Below are 13,633 nucleotides of genomic sequence, written 5' to 3' on the forward strand. Positions count from 1 at the left end.
GTACCCGACCACGGGGCGCACGATCCGCCCGGACACGATGGTGCTGCTCGATCTGTACGGACTCGATCACGACCCGGACCTGTGGCCGGACCCCTACCGGTTCGATCCCGGCCGGTTCCTCGGTCGGCCCGTTCCCGAGGACGCGCTGGTCCCGCAGGGCGGCGGCCCGGTGGAGGGGCACCGGTGCCCGGGAGAGGACGTGTGGCAGTCCTGTCCACGGTGGCGATGTTCCTGGCGCGGCTCTCGTACGAGGTGGACGAGCAGGATCTGCGCATCCCGTTGCGCCGCATCCCGACGACGCCCCGCAGCGGGTTCGTCGTCAGCGGCGTGAGCCGCCCGAAGCACGGCGGGCCGCGGCCCGCCGCACATCCGTAGGCTCGTGCGTCCGTAGGTTCGCGCGCGGGCGGGGCCGCTCCGCGGGCGTCGCAAGAGGAGGGCAGCCCCCGTTCGCCGTTCAGCCGACCTTGTTGCCGGTCAGCGGCGCGGTGGCTTCTCCCCTGCCCTTCCGTACCCCTCGCAGGAACGCCTCCAGGGCTTCCTCCGACGAACGGGTCGGCGACCACCCCAGCTCGTGGTGCGCGCGGCTCGGGTCGAGCAGCGGCAGTCGCAGAACGGCGTCGAACAGATGGGGTGAGGCGGGCACCGCGTGCACGCGCCAGGTGGCCGCGACGGCTGCCCGCACCAGGGCCCGGGGAACCCGGACGACCCGGGAGCCGAGGAGTTCCGCGAGCTTCGGAGCGTCGATCACCGGGTCGGCCGCCAGGTTGAAGGCTCCCCGTACGTCGCGGAGGGCCGCCAGCCGGTAGGCCTCCGCGGCGTCGTCGGTGTGGAGCACCTGGAAACGCAGGCCGTCCAGATCGGGCACGAAGGGCAGCAGGTCGGGTCGGAGCAACTGGCCGGGGACGTACCGTCCGGCGAAGATGCGCCGCTGTTCGGGCGCCGCCGTCTCCTTGAAGAGGAAACCGGGCCGCATCCGGACCACCCTGACGTGGGGGTGCCGCAGCTCGAAGGTGTCGAGGACGCGTTCCAGGTAGGCCTTCTCGCGACAGTAGGCGGCGTCCGGCCAGCCGTGCGTCGGCCAGGACTCGTCCACCCCGGGCTCCTTCTTGGGCCCCGGCGCGTACGCACCGACCGACGAGGCGTGCACCAGTGCGGGTACCCCGCTGCGCGCCACCGCGTCGAAGACCCTCAGCGAGCCCAGTACGTTACTGCGCCAGGTCACGACCGGGTCGTGGGTGGGCTGGAAGCGCCAGGCGAGATGGATGACGACGTCCGCCCCGCGCACCAGGCCGGCCAGCCGGTCCTCGCTCCCGGGCTGCGACACGTCGACGGTCTCCCACCCCACACCCGCGATGCCGAGCGACGGCCGCCTTCGGGCCAGCGCGAGGACCGAGGCGACTTCGGGATCGGCGGCCAGCGCACGGACGACACTCGTCCCCACGTTGCCGGTGGCTCCCGTGACCACGATCCGCTTTCCTCCGGACCGAACGGTCTCCATGACGGACTCCTTTCTGCCTTGCCCCCGCGCGCGAAGTACCGAGGTGCCCAGGGTCCTTCCGGGCCGACGGAGGCGGCAACTTCTGGATCGAGGCTCGTGGCCTCGTGCGGCTCGACCGGACCGCGGCGCGAGTCCGGTTCAGCCGCGCGCGCTCTTCGGCGTGAGCTGCCTGACCGGGCCGTCGAGGTCGGAGCGGTAGAAGTCGATGAAACCGTCCGGGTCGGGGCCGGCGTTCTGCATGACGAGGTGGTCGAACCCCGCGTCGACGAACTTCTGCGCCACCTGGAGGTACCGGGCGGGGTCCGCGCCGCAGGCGAACTTCTCCAGGATGTCGTCCTCGCGCACGGTCGTCGTGGCCGCGTCGAAGTTGACGGGATTCGGCAGCTCACTCATGACCTTCCACCCGGTCAGGGCCCAGCGCGAGGTCTGAAGGGCGGCCCGTGCCGCGGTGTGCTCGTCGGGCGCCCAGGCCATCGGCACCTCCGCATAGCCCGGTCCCGTACCACCAGCGTCTCGGTAGTGCCGGACGATCTCGGGCTTCTCCTCGGTGGCGAACAGGCCGTCGCCGAGTTCGGCGGCGATGCGGGTGGATTCCGGGCCGCTCGCGGCCACCGCGATCAGGGGCGGCTCGACGGGAAGATCGAACACCCTGGCGTCCTCCAACCGCAGGTGCTTCCCCTCGAAGGACTGGTACCCGCCGCGCCAGAGCAGTCGGATGATCTCCAGGGCCTCCCTGAGCATCTCGTGCCGGGTCCGGACCGTATCGGGGAATCCACGGCCCACGACGTGCTCGTTGAGCCGTTCTCCCGAGCCGACACCGAGCACGAACCGGCCGTCCGACAACAGAGCGAGCGTCGCGGCGGCCTGAGCGATGATCGCCGGGTGGTACCGCACCGTCGGGCACGTCACCCCCGTCGCAAGCCCGATCCGTGACGTCTTGGCGGCGATGCTGCCCAGCACGCTCCAGGCGAAGGGCGAATGCCCCTGCACGTCGAGCCAGGGGTGGTAGTGGTCGCTGATCTCGACGAAGTCGAATCCCGCCTGCTCCGCGAGCACCGCCTGTCTCACCAGTTCACCCGGGCCGAAAGCCTCCGCGGCAAGCTTGTAGCCGATCTTCACGTAGTCCTCGTTCCTCTCGTCCATGGCCCTTGGCAGCACAGGGGTACCCGTCGGTGTCCCCGCATAACGTCGGTGCCCGCACACGGCCCCCATTGGGCCGAGGACCCACTCGGGTGTTCGCGCCCGACGTGGAAGCAGGTGTGTCATGCCGCCCGGAAAGCCTTCCGGGCGCGCCGATGTCCACCGGGTCCGCCCGCTCGGCCGGCGTGGGGGCTGCTCAGCAGGTCACGCGGCGTCTCACCGCGCTCGGTACGGGGCTGCCGCGGCATCCGGGCCCCGCCTTTCCGCTTTCCCCCACACCCTGACGCGGCGCTCGGGCCGCCACGTGGCCACCAGCGCGACGGCCAGGAGGAGTTCGGCGACGTCACCGCCGTAGTACATGATCTCGGCCCCCTGCTGGACCTGGACGACGGGCGCGTGGATCTGGACGAAGAACCCGCCGTACATCGCCTGCGCGACCAAGGCGTGGAAAGCGATCGCGATGCCCAGGTACACCAGCCGGACCGGGACGCCGGCCCGGTGCGGGGCGGGGTCCGGGCCTGCCATCACGTGGGCGAACAGGTACCCCGACAGGAGGAAGTGCGTGTGCAGCAGCCGGCTTCCCGCGGGGTGAACCATGGCGGTGTCGTACAGCGGGGTGAAGTACAGCAGCGCCAGGGTCCCCGTGCTCAGCAGCAGGGCGACCGCGGGGTGGGACAGTACGCGTGCCGGCGGGCTGTGCAGGACTGCCGTGGCCTGCCTGGCCCTGTCGGCCGGGAGGGCCCGCAGCGCGAGGGTGAGCGGTGCGGCCAGTGCCAGCGCCAGCGGCGCGTACATGCCGACGAGCATGTGCTGGGCCATGTGCGCCCGGAAGTCGGTGTGCGCGGTGTGCCCCAGCGGGGGAAGCAGGGCGATGCCGAGCAGCGCCAGACCGGTGAGGAACGAGACCGACCGCCAGGAGTTCCAGCCCCGCACGGCGTTGCGGCGCTTCGCCCGGCGGACCGCGCACAGGTAGCCCCCTGCCGCGACGAGCAGAACCAGGACGGTCGTCGCCGCCCCCGGCAAGCCCCCACCGCCATGACCGTGGGGCGGCGTCATCCCCTCCATCAGGCACGACCTCCGGACTGCTCCGCACCGCGGTGGACGCTCGGGTCGAAGGGACGGCCGCTGCGCCGGAGGAGGTGGCCGCCGGCCAGGAAGAGCCCTCCCAGGACGAGGAAGCCGGCGTCCCACCAGGCCTGATGGGGGCCGCCGTGGACGTGGTGGATGCCCAGGATCTGGTGGTCCAGGATGCCTTCGACGAGGTTGAAGACGCCCCAGCCGACCACGATCCAGCCCCACAGAACGCGTGAAGTCCACACCGCCCGCCGGTTGTGGGTGACCCGGGAGTACAGGACGGCCAGGCCCAGCAGTACGGCGAGCCAGCACACGGTGTGGAAGATGCCGTCCCAGACGGTGTTCATCTCCAGCCCCGACACGGTGTGCGGGCTGTAGTACGTGACGCCGATGCGGTCGTGGTTGGTGCTGGTGAGCATGTGGTGCCACTGGAGGAGCTGGTGGAGAAGGATCCCGTCGACGAATCCGCCCAGTCCCACTCCGAGGACGATTCCCGGCAGTTGCAGGCTGCTCGGTTCCGCCGTAGTCGTGCCCGCCATCTTCCGTTCTCCGTTCCGTCGACAGCACGCGGACGTTCTGGCCACGCATACCCCCGACCGCCGTCCCCGGAGCACGAGCGGGCGGTACCTCCGTCGATCCACCACCGTCGCCTGGGCCATTCGGCCCGCCCGGCCGGGGTCGCCGCACCGCGCGCCCACAAGGGGAGCGGGTCGATACACCACGTCGGTCGCGCCGGAAGAGCGCAATCCGTGTCTCCGCGGCGATCTGCCGTGTCTTTCCGGTCAGCGAGGACCAGCGGCCCGTCTTCCGCAGTCGTCCTCACCCCGGGTCCGGCCCGGTGTCTTCCGCGTGGTCCCTCCAGTCGTCGTGGACCTCGGTCAGCAGGGGCAGCTCGTCCGTGGTGACCAGGAGTCGTACGGTCCCGGGACCGCCGAGCCGTCCGGGCCCCTCGTGCCCGGCCACGACGGCCCACGGCGCCCACCGCGCGTTGCGGGATGCCCAGCGGGCGAGGCGCGCCAGCGGCCAGGGGCCGTCGACGGGCCGGTGGTCGTAGGCGATCAGCCGCCGCCAGTTCTTCCGCCCTGTGCTGGTCGTACGAGCCGTCGGCCAGGCTGTAGGCGTGCGCTTCCAGCTCGGACGTGGCGGTCGCGGGGTTCGTGACCATGCCCTTGACAGCCTTGTCGCCAGTCTGTCGGCGCCCGGGATCTTGATCTTGGGGATGGGTGGGAGCTTGCGGGTGGCGTTGCTCGCGCGGACCTCGTCCTCCTTGGAGGAGACCGCGGCGAACACGGTGACACCGGGACCGAGGTGCTCGATCGACCACACGCCGCCGCGCGCGGCCTCCCGGGGGTCGAGGTCGGCCGGCAGGTGACCGCCGAGCCGGATACCGAGACGGTTCGCCTCCCGGAGGGCCGCCAGGAAGGTGACCCGGGTCGTCATACCGGCCTTGACGAAGTCGGCGCCGTCCCGGTGCTGTTCGCGCACGGCCCGCACCGCGCCGCCGGCGGTGCTCGCGTTCAGCGGGGTCAGCAGGTCGCCTGCGGTCGCTTCTCTCCTTCATGCCATCACGGCTGATCGCTTCGAGTGACGGGCTTCTTCTGGCGTCACGCGTCGAACAGGCGGCGCGCGTTGCGCGTGGTGAGGTCGCGCCAGGTGTCGGTGGCCGACGGTTGCGCCGCGGAGTCGACGGAGGCGACCTGGGCGAGCGCCCCCGCCACGGGGGTCCAGCAGTAGTCGCTGCCGTACAGCAGGCGCTCGGTGCCGAACGCGGCGTCGAGGGCCGGGATCTGGCGCGGGAAGGGCGTCCCGGCCATGTCGTACCAGAGGCGGCCGAGCTGCTCCACCGCGCCGGGCACGTCCGTGGAGCCGTCACCGAACACGGAGCCGAACAGGTCGATGCGGTCGGCGAGCAGCGGCAACGCTCCCCCGCCGTGGGTCAGCACCCACCGGATCCGCGGGTGACGGGTGAGCACGCCGCCCAGGAGCAGGTCGCTCGCTGTGCGGGCGGTGTCGAAGAGAAACTCCAGCATCGGCCGCGGCCGGCCCAGCGAGACGTCGTCGGCGTGGGGCGGGGACGTGGGGTGGACGAAGACGAGGGCGCCCCGCCGGTCGAAGTCCTCCCACAAAGGTTCGAACCGCGGGTCGCCGAGGTATACGCCGTGGTGGTTGGTCTCCACGGCCACCCCGTCCGCACCGAGTACGTCGAGGGCGTGGGCGGCCTCCGCGAGCGCGCCCTCGACGTCGGGCAGCGGCAGGGACGCGAAGTGGCCGAACCGCCGCGGGCGCTCGCCGCGGACGCCGGCCCCGAACTCGTTGACTTCGCGCGCGAGGGAACGGGCCTCGGCGTCGTCCCCGAAGTGCACCCCCGGCGAGGAGACCGACACGTAGGACTTCTCGATGCCCGAGCGGTCCATCAGGTCGAGATGCTGTTCGACGCTCCACGCAGGCCAGCCGGGCATCCCGTCGGGGTGCTCGATCCCCGCGGTCCGGGCCGCGGCGACGTAGCTGTCGGTGACGAAGTGGGCATGTACGTCGATGAGACCGGCGGGGGCCATGCGGAACTCCTTCGCTTGCAGGTGCTTACCTTCAGCCAGCGTAGGAACGGCGTCGTAGGGTGGCACGTGTGATGCCGATGAATGAAACACCGGGTGCGGACAACGGCAGCCCGAGCGGGCGACGCGGCGGGAAGCCCGCTGCGGGACAGCCTGTCATCGACCGGGCGTTCGCCCTGCTCAGCACGTTCGACACCCACCACCGCGCGCAGACGCTCGCCGAACTCGCGCGGCGGAGCGGTACTCCCCGCAGCAGCGCCCTGCGGCTCGCCCGGTCACTGGTCCACGCGGGTGCGCTGGAGCGTCTCGACGACGGCCGCTACGTCGTCGGCCTTCGTCTGTTGGAGACCGCGTCCTTGGCGCCGCGCGGCCACGGCCTGCGATCCGTGGCCATGCCGTTCATGGAAGACCTCTTCCACGTCACCCGGCAGCACGTCCTGCTCGCCGTCCGCGAACAGGACGAGGCGGTGCTCGTCGAGCGGCTGTCCGCGCTGGACGCAGGACCTGTGCGCTACCGCGTGGGAGGACGCCTTCCGCTCACCACCACCGGCGTCGGACTGGTGCTCCTCGCCTTCGCGCCGAAGGACGTCCAGAACCGGGCCATCACCACCTACGAGCCCGCAACGAGCCGTCTCCGACAGGGCCACGACGACATCCGCACCCCGGCCGACCTGCGCCGCGCGCTCGCCGAAGCACGGCGCGGAGACCACGCGTACGGCCGGCAGAGCCACCCCTGGCCGGTGGACACCATGGCCGCACCGGTGCGAAACGGCGGCGAGGTGGTCGCGGCGTTGTCGGTCGTCGCGCCCAGCACCGGCTTCACGGAAGCCGGCTACGGACCGGCCGTACGGGCGACCGCCCGCGCGATCTCCCGCCGGCTCGAGGAGGACGGCCCGTGAAGGGCCTACCGCCCGGCGATGCCCATGCCGCGCCCTGAGGCCACCGAACCCACGCCGAAGGCGTGCCGACTGCGGCGAGAGTCGGCCTGTTCGAGCGCGGCGAAGCGCCTGGACCGCTGACCGCCGGCTGCTCCGAGCAGGAACGCCTGACACTCCGGCGGTGTGGTCCGTGGCCATCCGCCCTGGCGCCGGCCTCCACGCGGTGATCCGACAGCGCGCACGAGCCGAGAGCGAATCCCACGAAGAGGGTTGCCAGACCCGTGAGTTCACGCAATGCTGTCATGAAGTCACCACAAGTGACCACAGTCTCGAAGTGTGGATCCCTGGCATCCGTACGAGATGTCCGCGATGCAGGCTCCCGCTCGAGTCCGCGTCGCGAAAGGGCTCCCATGAACGACCGGCCCCGCCAACCACTCCGCACGGCCGTGAGCATGCTGGCCGCGCTCCTGCTCGCTTTCACCTCCGCCCTCCTGGCGGCACCCACCGCCCACGCCGACCCCGTGATCATGGTCTGCACCGGTACCGGACTCCAGACCTACTCGCCCGGCATCACCCTCACCACCCAGCAGACGGAGGTCACCAACACCTCCGACCTCACCACCTGCCTCGGCGGCCCCGTGTCGTCCGGCCGGCACAGTTTCGGACCGTTCGACACCACAGCCAGTTGCCTCTACACCCCGCCCATCGGCGACGACGCATTCGACCTCACCTGGAACGACAACACCACCAGTCACTACGAGGGCACCTACGTGGTGGTCGTCACCGGCGGCCAGCTCATCGTCACCAGTACGGGCACCATCACCTCGGGCCGCTTCGCGGGCAAGGCTCTCCAAGAGATCGTGACCTACCTCGCGCCCAACCTCCTCCAGTGCGCAACCCCCCAAGGCGTCACCAGCATCTCGGGACCGATCAGCATCGTCATCACCGGCTGAGCACTCGGAAGCCGGCGCGGCGGCGGCCACCTGACCCCTCGGAGTCTCCGACAACCGCCGTTGAAGCCAGACCCTACGAGGCCCCGCCCGGGGAGTCGCCGATTCACCGGCACCCGCAGCCACGTGACCGGCCACCCCCCGGAAGCGCCGGTTCCTGCGTCACCGACTCTGCTGCCAGGATCGAGACCTGGCCGGACGGTGGCCGCACCGGACTCGTCCGGGCCCGGGCAACTCCCGCCCGGGGCTTCGCCGAACGGGGCCCCTAGGCTCACGCGCCCAGGCAGTGGCCATCACCATGAAAACGCTTCCCACCCGCGGGACGGAGCCTGGCGAGCAGCCAAGGGCGACCGGATCAGGCTGGTCCCGACAACGCGGCGAGCGTACGTGGCGGGCGTCGCCGGGCGGGCGGGACTTTCACGACAGGGCCTGGGCGGCAGAGGACCGGTCTCAGGGGATCAGGAGCGTTTTGATCATGCCGTCGGTCTTCTGCTGGAAGGTCCGGTACGCCTCGGGCCCCTGCTCCAGGGGCAGGTGGTGGGTGGCGAACGTGTCGACGCCCAGGGGGTCGTCGTCGGTGAGGAGCGGCAGGAGGTCGTCGACCCAGCGCTTCACGTTCGCCTGGCCCATGCGGAGCTGGATCTGCTTGTCGAACATGGTCATCAGGGGCATCGGGTCGGCGGAACCGCCGTAGACGCCGGACAGGGAAATCGTGCCGCCGCGGCGCACCGCGTCGATCGCGGCGTACAGCGCGGAGAGCCGGTCGAGGCCCGCCCTGTCCATGAGGCGTTCGCCGAGGGCGTCCGGCATCAGCCCGACCGCCCACTGGGCCGCCTTGGCGACGGGGGCTCCGTGCGCTTCCATCCCGACGGCGTCGATGACCGAGTCGGTGCCCCTCCCGTCGGTGAGCTCGCGGATCGCGTCGCCGAGGTCCTTGCCGTAGCGCCGCAGGTCGAGGCACTTGGCGCCGTAGGCGCTGGCGCGCTCCAGCCGGTCCGGTACGAGGTCCACGCCGATGACCAGGCCGGCCCCGCGGTGCTGGGCGATCCGTGCGGCCATCGCCCCGATGGGGCCGAGGCCGAGTACGGTCACCGTGCCGCCGGGCGGGATCGCCGCGTACTCGACGGCTTGCCAGGCGGTGGGCAGCACGTCGGAGAGATAGACGAAGCGGTCGTCCGGCGGTCCCTGCGGGACCTGGATCGGCAGGCTGTCGCCGAAGGGGACGCGGAGCAGTTCCGCCTGCCCGCCGGGGATCTGGCCGTAGAGCTTGGTGTATCCGAAGAGCGAGGCCCCGGTGCCGCGTTCGCGTACCTGGGTCGTCTCACACTGGGAGTGCAGGCCCCGGTCGCACATGTAGCAGTGGCCGCAGGAGACGTTGAACGGGATCACCACGCGGTCGCCGGGGGAGAGCGTGGTCACCTCACGGCCCACCTCCTCCACGATGCCCATGGGCTCGTGGCCGAGGATGTCCCCGGGGTCGAGGTAGGGGCCGAGCACCTCGTAGAGGTGGAGGTCGGAACCGCAGATCCCGGTCGAGGTGACCCGCACGATGATGTCGTCGGGCTGCTCGATCTTCGGATCGGGAACGGTCTCGACCGTGACGTCCCGCTTTCCCTGATAGGTCAGTGCCCTCATGTCTGTCTGCCTTTCGCATCACGTGCAGGTGTTCCGGGCGCTCCTGCTGCCCTTTCCGCTCGGGGAGGGTGCGTGGTCCGACGCGTTGTCGGGCCGGAGGGATTCAGGAGCGCTTTCGCGCGTCTTCCTGCGCTTCTTCGTTCGGTGTCAACGCGTCCGCGGCTTCACCGTCTCCGTCTCCGTCTCCGGTGGGCTGCTCGCCGGCGGCCACGTCTTCCGTCTCGGCGTCCTCGATCTCGTGGAGAACTTCGTCGGAGGCGCTGTCGGAGGGCTTCTTCCCGCGCTCGTGGTTGCTGGGGTTCATGTTTCTCCTCATGTGGACGGGGGCATCGCGGCCGTGGAGGGCGTCACACCGTCGCCGGTACGGTTCAGCGCCCGGGAGCCTTGGCCGGCTCCGGCTTCTTCATCGACGAGCGGCCTTCGATGCCATGTTTCCTGGCCTCCGCGTACAGCTGGTCCTTCGTGGGCCCCGACCCTGCGGCATGTTCCTCTCCTCTCGCTGGGGGCACACCGTGGACGGCCGCCCACGCGTACATGGGTCGGCGATCTCCGCCTACCCGGTCGTCGGGTACTCACCCCATCTGGCGGCTGGCCCCCGGCAGTGTGCGAGTCGGGAGGGTCCGAACAGCTGAGAGAACGGCCGGGCCCCGCCGCGGCGGGGCCCGGTTCTCCGCGGTGGAGAGAAACGCCCGTTCAGCGGGTCCCGGCCTTTGACCGCGAGGGTGGGAGGCTGGATCAAGCACATGTGGCCGAGGAGGGCTTTGATGTCTGCGATCACCGGGCAGCGGCTGCCCGCGCCGGGTATTCCGTGCTGGGTCAACCTGATGGTGGAAGATCTGCCTGCGGTCCGAGCGTTCTACGCGGCGGTCCTGGGCTGGGAGTTCCAGCCCAGTCCTCTGGGGAATCAATTCCTGGTGGCTTTTGCCGATGGTGCACCGGTGGCGGTGCTCGGCACGCGAAAGCCGGGCTTCGCTCCGGAGTCCGAGTGGACCCCCTACTTCGTGGTCCGCGACGCCCATACGACCGCGGCCAGGGTGCAGGAGCGAGGTGCCACCGTTGCCGTCGGCCCGGTGGCGTTGGGCGCGGGCCGTGCCGGTCTGGCAGCGGATCCGGAAGGCGCGACCTTCGGGTTCTGGGAGGGAACCGTTCCGGCGTGGACGGGTGAGTCCCGGGTCCGTTCTCGGGTCGATCTGCAGACCCGCAACGTCTTCGATGCCGCCTTGTTCTACGGCGGAGTGCTCGGCTGGGCCGAGGAGCCCGGGATCGACGTCGCCTACCAGGACGACCACGTTCTGGTGGAGTCGGAGGGCACGGTCGCCCTCACCTTCCGGGGCGGCGGAGCACCCGGATCGGCCGAGCCCCACCTGCGTCCGCGCTGGCTGGTGAACTTCAGCGTCGACGACGTCGAGGCCGCTGTGGTGGCGGCGGTACGAGCAGGCGGTCGTCGCCCTCGCCTGCCCTCCACGAGTTGGACGCCCAAGGGGTTTTCACGGACGCTGCAGGACCCGACGGGCGGACTCTTCACCCTGACGCACCGTCGTCCCTGAGCACGGGACACCGGGCAGGGATCACGCAGGCGTACAGCCGGGGCCGGGGGGCAGAAGCGGAATGCCGCCGACAGGCCGCTGAAAGGGCGTGACGGTCAGCGGCATGGTGCTATCGCCTACAGAGAGGATGTCGTGATGGTGATGGGACCCATCGCGATGAGTGCGGGCGCTGTCACGGTGCGGCCGAGAAGGACCGTGCGGCTCCCGGGTGTCTACGCCCCTCAGACCGACAGCTACTTCCTGGCCGCCGCCCTGCGGCGGGAGGGCGTCGGCCCCGGCATGGACGTCCTGGATCTCTGCACCGGGACCGGAACCCTGGCAGTGCGGGCGGCCCAGTTGGGTGCGCGGGTGACGGCGGTCGACATCAGTCGGCGGGCGGTGACCGCGGCACGTGTGAACGCCTCGCTCGCCAAGGTGCCGGTCTTCGTGCACCGGGGCGATCTCCTCGCAGCCCTGCCCGGCCGCCGCTTCGACGCTGTGATCAGCAACCCGCCCTACGTACCGGCGCCCCGTCGCACACTCCCCCGGCACGGGCCGGGACGTGCCTGGGACGCCGGTCCGGACGGGCGCGCCCTGGTCGACCGCATCTGTGATGCGGCGCCTGCCGCGCTGCGGTCGGGCGGCCTGCTGTTGATGGTGCATTCGGCGCTCAGCCGCCCCGACGAAAGCGTCCGCCGCCTGGAACGTGCCGGCCTGAGCGCATCCGTCAGCGATCGGCTGTCCATCCCGTTCGGGCCGGTGCTGCGAGGGCGCCTGGGCTGGCTCCGCGACTCCGGTCTGCTGCCACCGGGTGCCACCACCGAGGAACTGGTGATCATCCGTGCGCGAAAGAACTGAGGAGACAACCGTGACCGGGCCGGGCGGGGAAACACCGGCCGGCGCCCCTCGCGCCCGTCTGGTGACCGTGGTCCCCGGGGGGCCGGTGCTGATCGAGGGCCCTGTCACCGTGCGCATGCCCGACGGGCGCGCCGTGACTTCGGAGCGGTTCACCACGGCGGTGTGCACCTGCCGCCGCAGCCGTGCCTACCCCTGGTGCGACACCAGCCACCGCCGGCGCGAGCGGGAGTCCGCACCGCCCGACGAACCCGGGCCGAAGCAGGCAACCGCCGGGCACCGGCCCGCACATCCCTCCGCGAGTGAGGAGACCACACCGTGAAGGCCGCCGCGTATACCGACCCGGCGCGCCCCGCGCCGATACCCACCGGTCCCTCAGGCCGCGCCGAGGCAGGCCCCCGCCTGCCGCGTCCGCGGGGCGTCCTGTCCGCCGCCGTGGTCGCGTACCTCACCGGCAACCGCACGCGCTTGCCGTCGGACGACGACGTCCACCGGGCCGACCCGTTCGGCGACGACCTGCAGCTGCTGATGTACGTCCTGTACGAGACGCACTACCGGGGTTTCGCGTCGGTCGACGAGGAGCTGGAGTGGGACCCGGCGGTTCTGGCGGTGCGGTCGGCCGCCGAGCGGCACTTCCTCGACGCCGTACGGGCACAGACGTCGGGCGACGCGGACGTGGCGAAGGCGGTCGAACCGCTGCTGGTGGAACCGGTGGGCGACGACGGCACCAGCGTCAGCCACCACCTCCTGCAGGAAGCGAGCCTCTGGCAACTGCGGGAGTACGCCGCCCTGCGCTCGCTCTACCACCTCAAGGAGGCCGACCCGCACCTGTGGGTGGTTCCGAGGCTGCAGGGCCGGGCGAAAGCGGCGATGGTAGCCATCGAGTACGACGAGTTCGGAGCCGGACGGGCCGAGGACGTCCATGCCCGGCTGTTCGCCGACCTCATGGCCGACCTCAGCCTGAACACCGCATACGGGGCGTACGTGGACGCGGCGCCGTCCGAGGCGCTCGCCACCGTCAACCTGATGTCGCTCTTCGGGCTGCACCGGTCGCTGCGCGGCGCGCTGGTCGGGCACTTCGCCGCCGTGGAGATCACCTCGTCACCGGGCTCGCGCAGGCTCGCCCAGGCACTACGGCGTGCCGGTGCGGGCCCCGCGGCACAGCGCTTCTACACCGAGCACGTGGAGGCGGACGCGGTGCACGAACAGATCGTGCGGCGCGAGGTGATCGGCGGACTGCTGGAAGACGAGCCGTGGTTGGCCGCTGACATCGTCCTCGGTATCGAAGCCACCGAGCTGCTGGAGAACCGGCTCGCGGCACACCTTCTGACCTCTTGGCGCGAAGGTCGCACAGCGCTGCGCGAGCCCCTGAAACCGGCAGCTTCTCCCCTGCCTGCTGCAGCAGGCAGCTGAGGGTGGCGGTGCGCCGCACCGCCACCCCTCTGAGTCCGAACAGGTGGCGCAGTCGGCGCATTCTCTTCGAATGCACAATTTTGGGCGTTTTTCTTAGCTTTTCCGGCTAAAG

14 protein-coding genes and 2 pseudogenes are annotated in these 13,633 nt (G+C 71.0%); 7 read left to right on the forward strand and 9 right to left on the reverse strand.

The genetic code is table 11. The annotated features are described in order from the left end of the window. Nucleotides 1–13 precede the first annotated feature (13 nt). A pseudogene (locus ACFZAX_RS12125) lies at nucleotides 14–375 on the forward strand (cytochrome P450); the annotation flags it as partial. A gap of 79 nt (nucleotides 376–454) precedes the next feature. On the opposite strand, the gene ACFZAX_RS12130 reads toward ACFZAX_RS12125, so the two are convergent. The 6 genes from ACFZAX_RS12130 to ACFZAX_RS12155 form a co-directional block, all read right to left on the reverse strand. Beyond that, nucleotides 455–1,498 carry an NAD-dependent epimerase/dehydratase family protein gene (locus ACFZAX_RS12130; protein ID WP_390961072.1) on the reverse strand — a complete coding sequence of 348 codons (1,044 nt, stop codon included), beginning with the start codon at nucleotides 1,496–1,498 and terminating at the stop codon, nucleotides 455–457. A gap of 138 nt (nucleotides 1,499–1,636) precedes the next feature. Then, nucleotides 1,637–2,617 carry a TIGR03557 family F420-dependent LLM class oxidoreductase gene (locus ACFZAX_RS12135; protein ID WP_390961514.1) on the reverse strand — a complete coding sequence of 327 codons (981 nt, stop codon included), beginning with the start codon at nucleotides 2,615–2,617 and terminating at the stop codon, nucleotides 1,637–1,639. Between the two features lie 237 nt (nucleotides 2,618–2,854). Then, nucleotides 2,855–3,703: a cytochrome c oxidase assembly protein gene (locus ACFZAX_RS12140; RefSeq protein WP_390961073.1), complete on the reverse strand. Its 849-nt coding sequence runs from the start codon at nucleotides 3,701–3,703 to the stop codon at nucleotides 2,855–2,857. Then, complete coding sequence (locus ACFZAX_RS12145) at nucleotides 3,703–4,251, reverse strand: DUF2243 domain-containing protein (protein ID WP_390961074.1); 549 nt, start codon at nucleotides 4,249–4,251, stop codon at nucleotides 3,703–3,705. The genes ACFZAX_RS12140 and ACFZAX_RS12145 overlap by 1 nt, the downstream gene beginning before the upstream one ends. A 280-nt stretch (nucleotides 4,252–4,531) precedes the next feature. Next, nucleotides 4,532–5,197, reverse strand: coding sequence for a hypothetical protein (locus ACFZAX_RS12150; RefSeq protein ID WP_390961075.1), 666 nt, complete (start codon nucleotides 5,195–5,197; stop codon nucleotides 4,532–4,534). A gap of 119 nt (nucleotides 5,198–5,316) precedes the next feature. Continuing rightward, nucleotides 5,317–6,267, reverse strand: a complete 951-nt coding sequence (locus ACFZAX_RS12155) for an amidohydrolase family protein (protein WP_390961076.1) — start codon at nucleotides 6,265–6,267, stop codon at nucleotides 5,317–5,319. 71 nt (nucleotides 6,268–6,338) lie between these two features. On the opposite strand from ACFZAX_RS12155, the gene ACFZAX_RS12160 reads away from it, so the two are divergent. Further along, nucleotides 6,339–7,163 carry an IclR family transcriptional regulator C-terminal domain-containing protein gene (locus ACFZAX_RS12160; RefSeq protein ID WP_390961077.1) on the forward strand — a complete coding sequence of 275 codons (825 nt, stop codon included), beginning with the start codon at nucleotides 6,339–6,341 and terminating at the stop codon, nucleotides 7,161–7,163. Between the two features lie 389 nt (nucleotides 7,164–7,552). Beyond that, nucleotides 7,553–8,095, forward strand: a complete 543-nt coding sequence (locus ACFZAX_RS12165; protein WP_390961079.1) for a hypothetical protein — start codon at nucleotides 7,553–7,555, stop codon at nucleotides 8,093–8,095. Nucleotides 8,096–8,542: 447 nt separating this feature from the next. Here ACFZAX_RS12165 and ACFZAX_RS12170 read toward each other — a convergent pair whose 3' ends face one another. The 3 genes and pseudogenes from ACFZAX_RS12170 to ACFZAX_RS12180 form a co-directional block, all read right to left on the reverse strand. Next, entirely contained in the window at nucleotides 8,543–9,727 is a 1,185-nt protein-coding gene (locus ACFZAX_RS12170; protein ID WP_390961080.1) for an alcohol dehydrogenase catalytic domain-containing protein, read from the reverse strand. 103 nt (nucleotides 9,728–9,830) lie between these two features. Further along, nucleotides 9,831–10,031 carry a hypothetical protein gene (locus ACFZAX_RS12175; RefSeq protein WP_390961081.1) on the reverse strand — a complete coding sequence of 67 codons (201 nt, stop codon included), beginning with the start codon at nucleotides 10,029–10,031 and terminating at the stop codon, nucleotides 9,831–9,833. 64 nt (nucleotides 10,032–10,095) lie between these two features. After that, a pseudogene (locus ACFZAX_RS12180) lies at nucleotides 10,096–10,224 on the reverse strand (plasmid stabilization protein); the annotation flags it as partial. A 267-nt stretch (nucleotides 10,225–10,491) separates the two neighbouring features. On the opposite strand from ACFZAX_RS12180, the gene ACFZAX_RS12185 reads away from it, so the two are divergent. From ACFZAX_RS12185 to ACFZAX_RS12200, 4 genes are all read left to right on the forward strand, one after another. Then, the gene (locus tag ACFZAX_RS12185; RefSeq protein WP_390961082.1) at nucleotides 10,492–11,274 is read left to right on the forward strand and encodes a VOC family protein; all 783 of its coding nucleotides are present in this window, start codon (nucleotides 10,492–10,494) and stop codon (nucleotides 11,272–11,274) included. A gap of 141 nt (nucleotides 11,275–11,415) precedes the next feature. Continuing rightward, complete coding sequence (locus ACFZAX_RS12190) at nucleotides 11,416–12,111, forward strand: HemK2/MTQ2 family protein methyltransferase (RefSeq protein WP_390961517.1); 696 nt, start codon at nucleotides 11,416–11,418, stop codon at nucleotides 12,109–12,111. A gap of 10 nt (nucleotides 12,112–12,121) precedes the next feature. Further along, on the forward strand, nucleotides 12,122–12,430 hold the full coding sequence (locus ACFZAX_RS12195; protein WP_390961084.1) for a CDGSH iron-sulfur domain-containing protein: 309 nt from the start codon (nucleotides 12,122–12,124) through the stop codon (nucleotides 12,428–12,430). Nucleotides 12,431–12,468: 38 nt separating this feature from the next. After that, nucleotides 12,469–13,521 (forward strand): iron-containing redox enzyme family protein, encoded by a 1,053-nt coding sequence (locus tag ACFZAX_RS12200; protein ID WP_390961519.1) that lies wholly within the window; start codon nucleotides 12,469–12,471, stop codon nucleotides 13,519–13,521. Nucleotides 13,522–13,633 lie beyond the last annotated feature (112 nt).

The organism is Streptomyces sp. NPDC008125 (genome assembly GCF_042957125.1).
Lineage (GTDB): Bacteria > Actinomycetota > Actinomycetes > Streptomycetales > Streptomycetaceae > Streptomyces.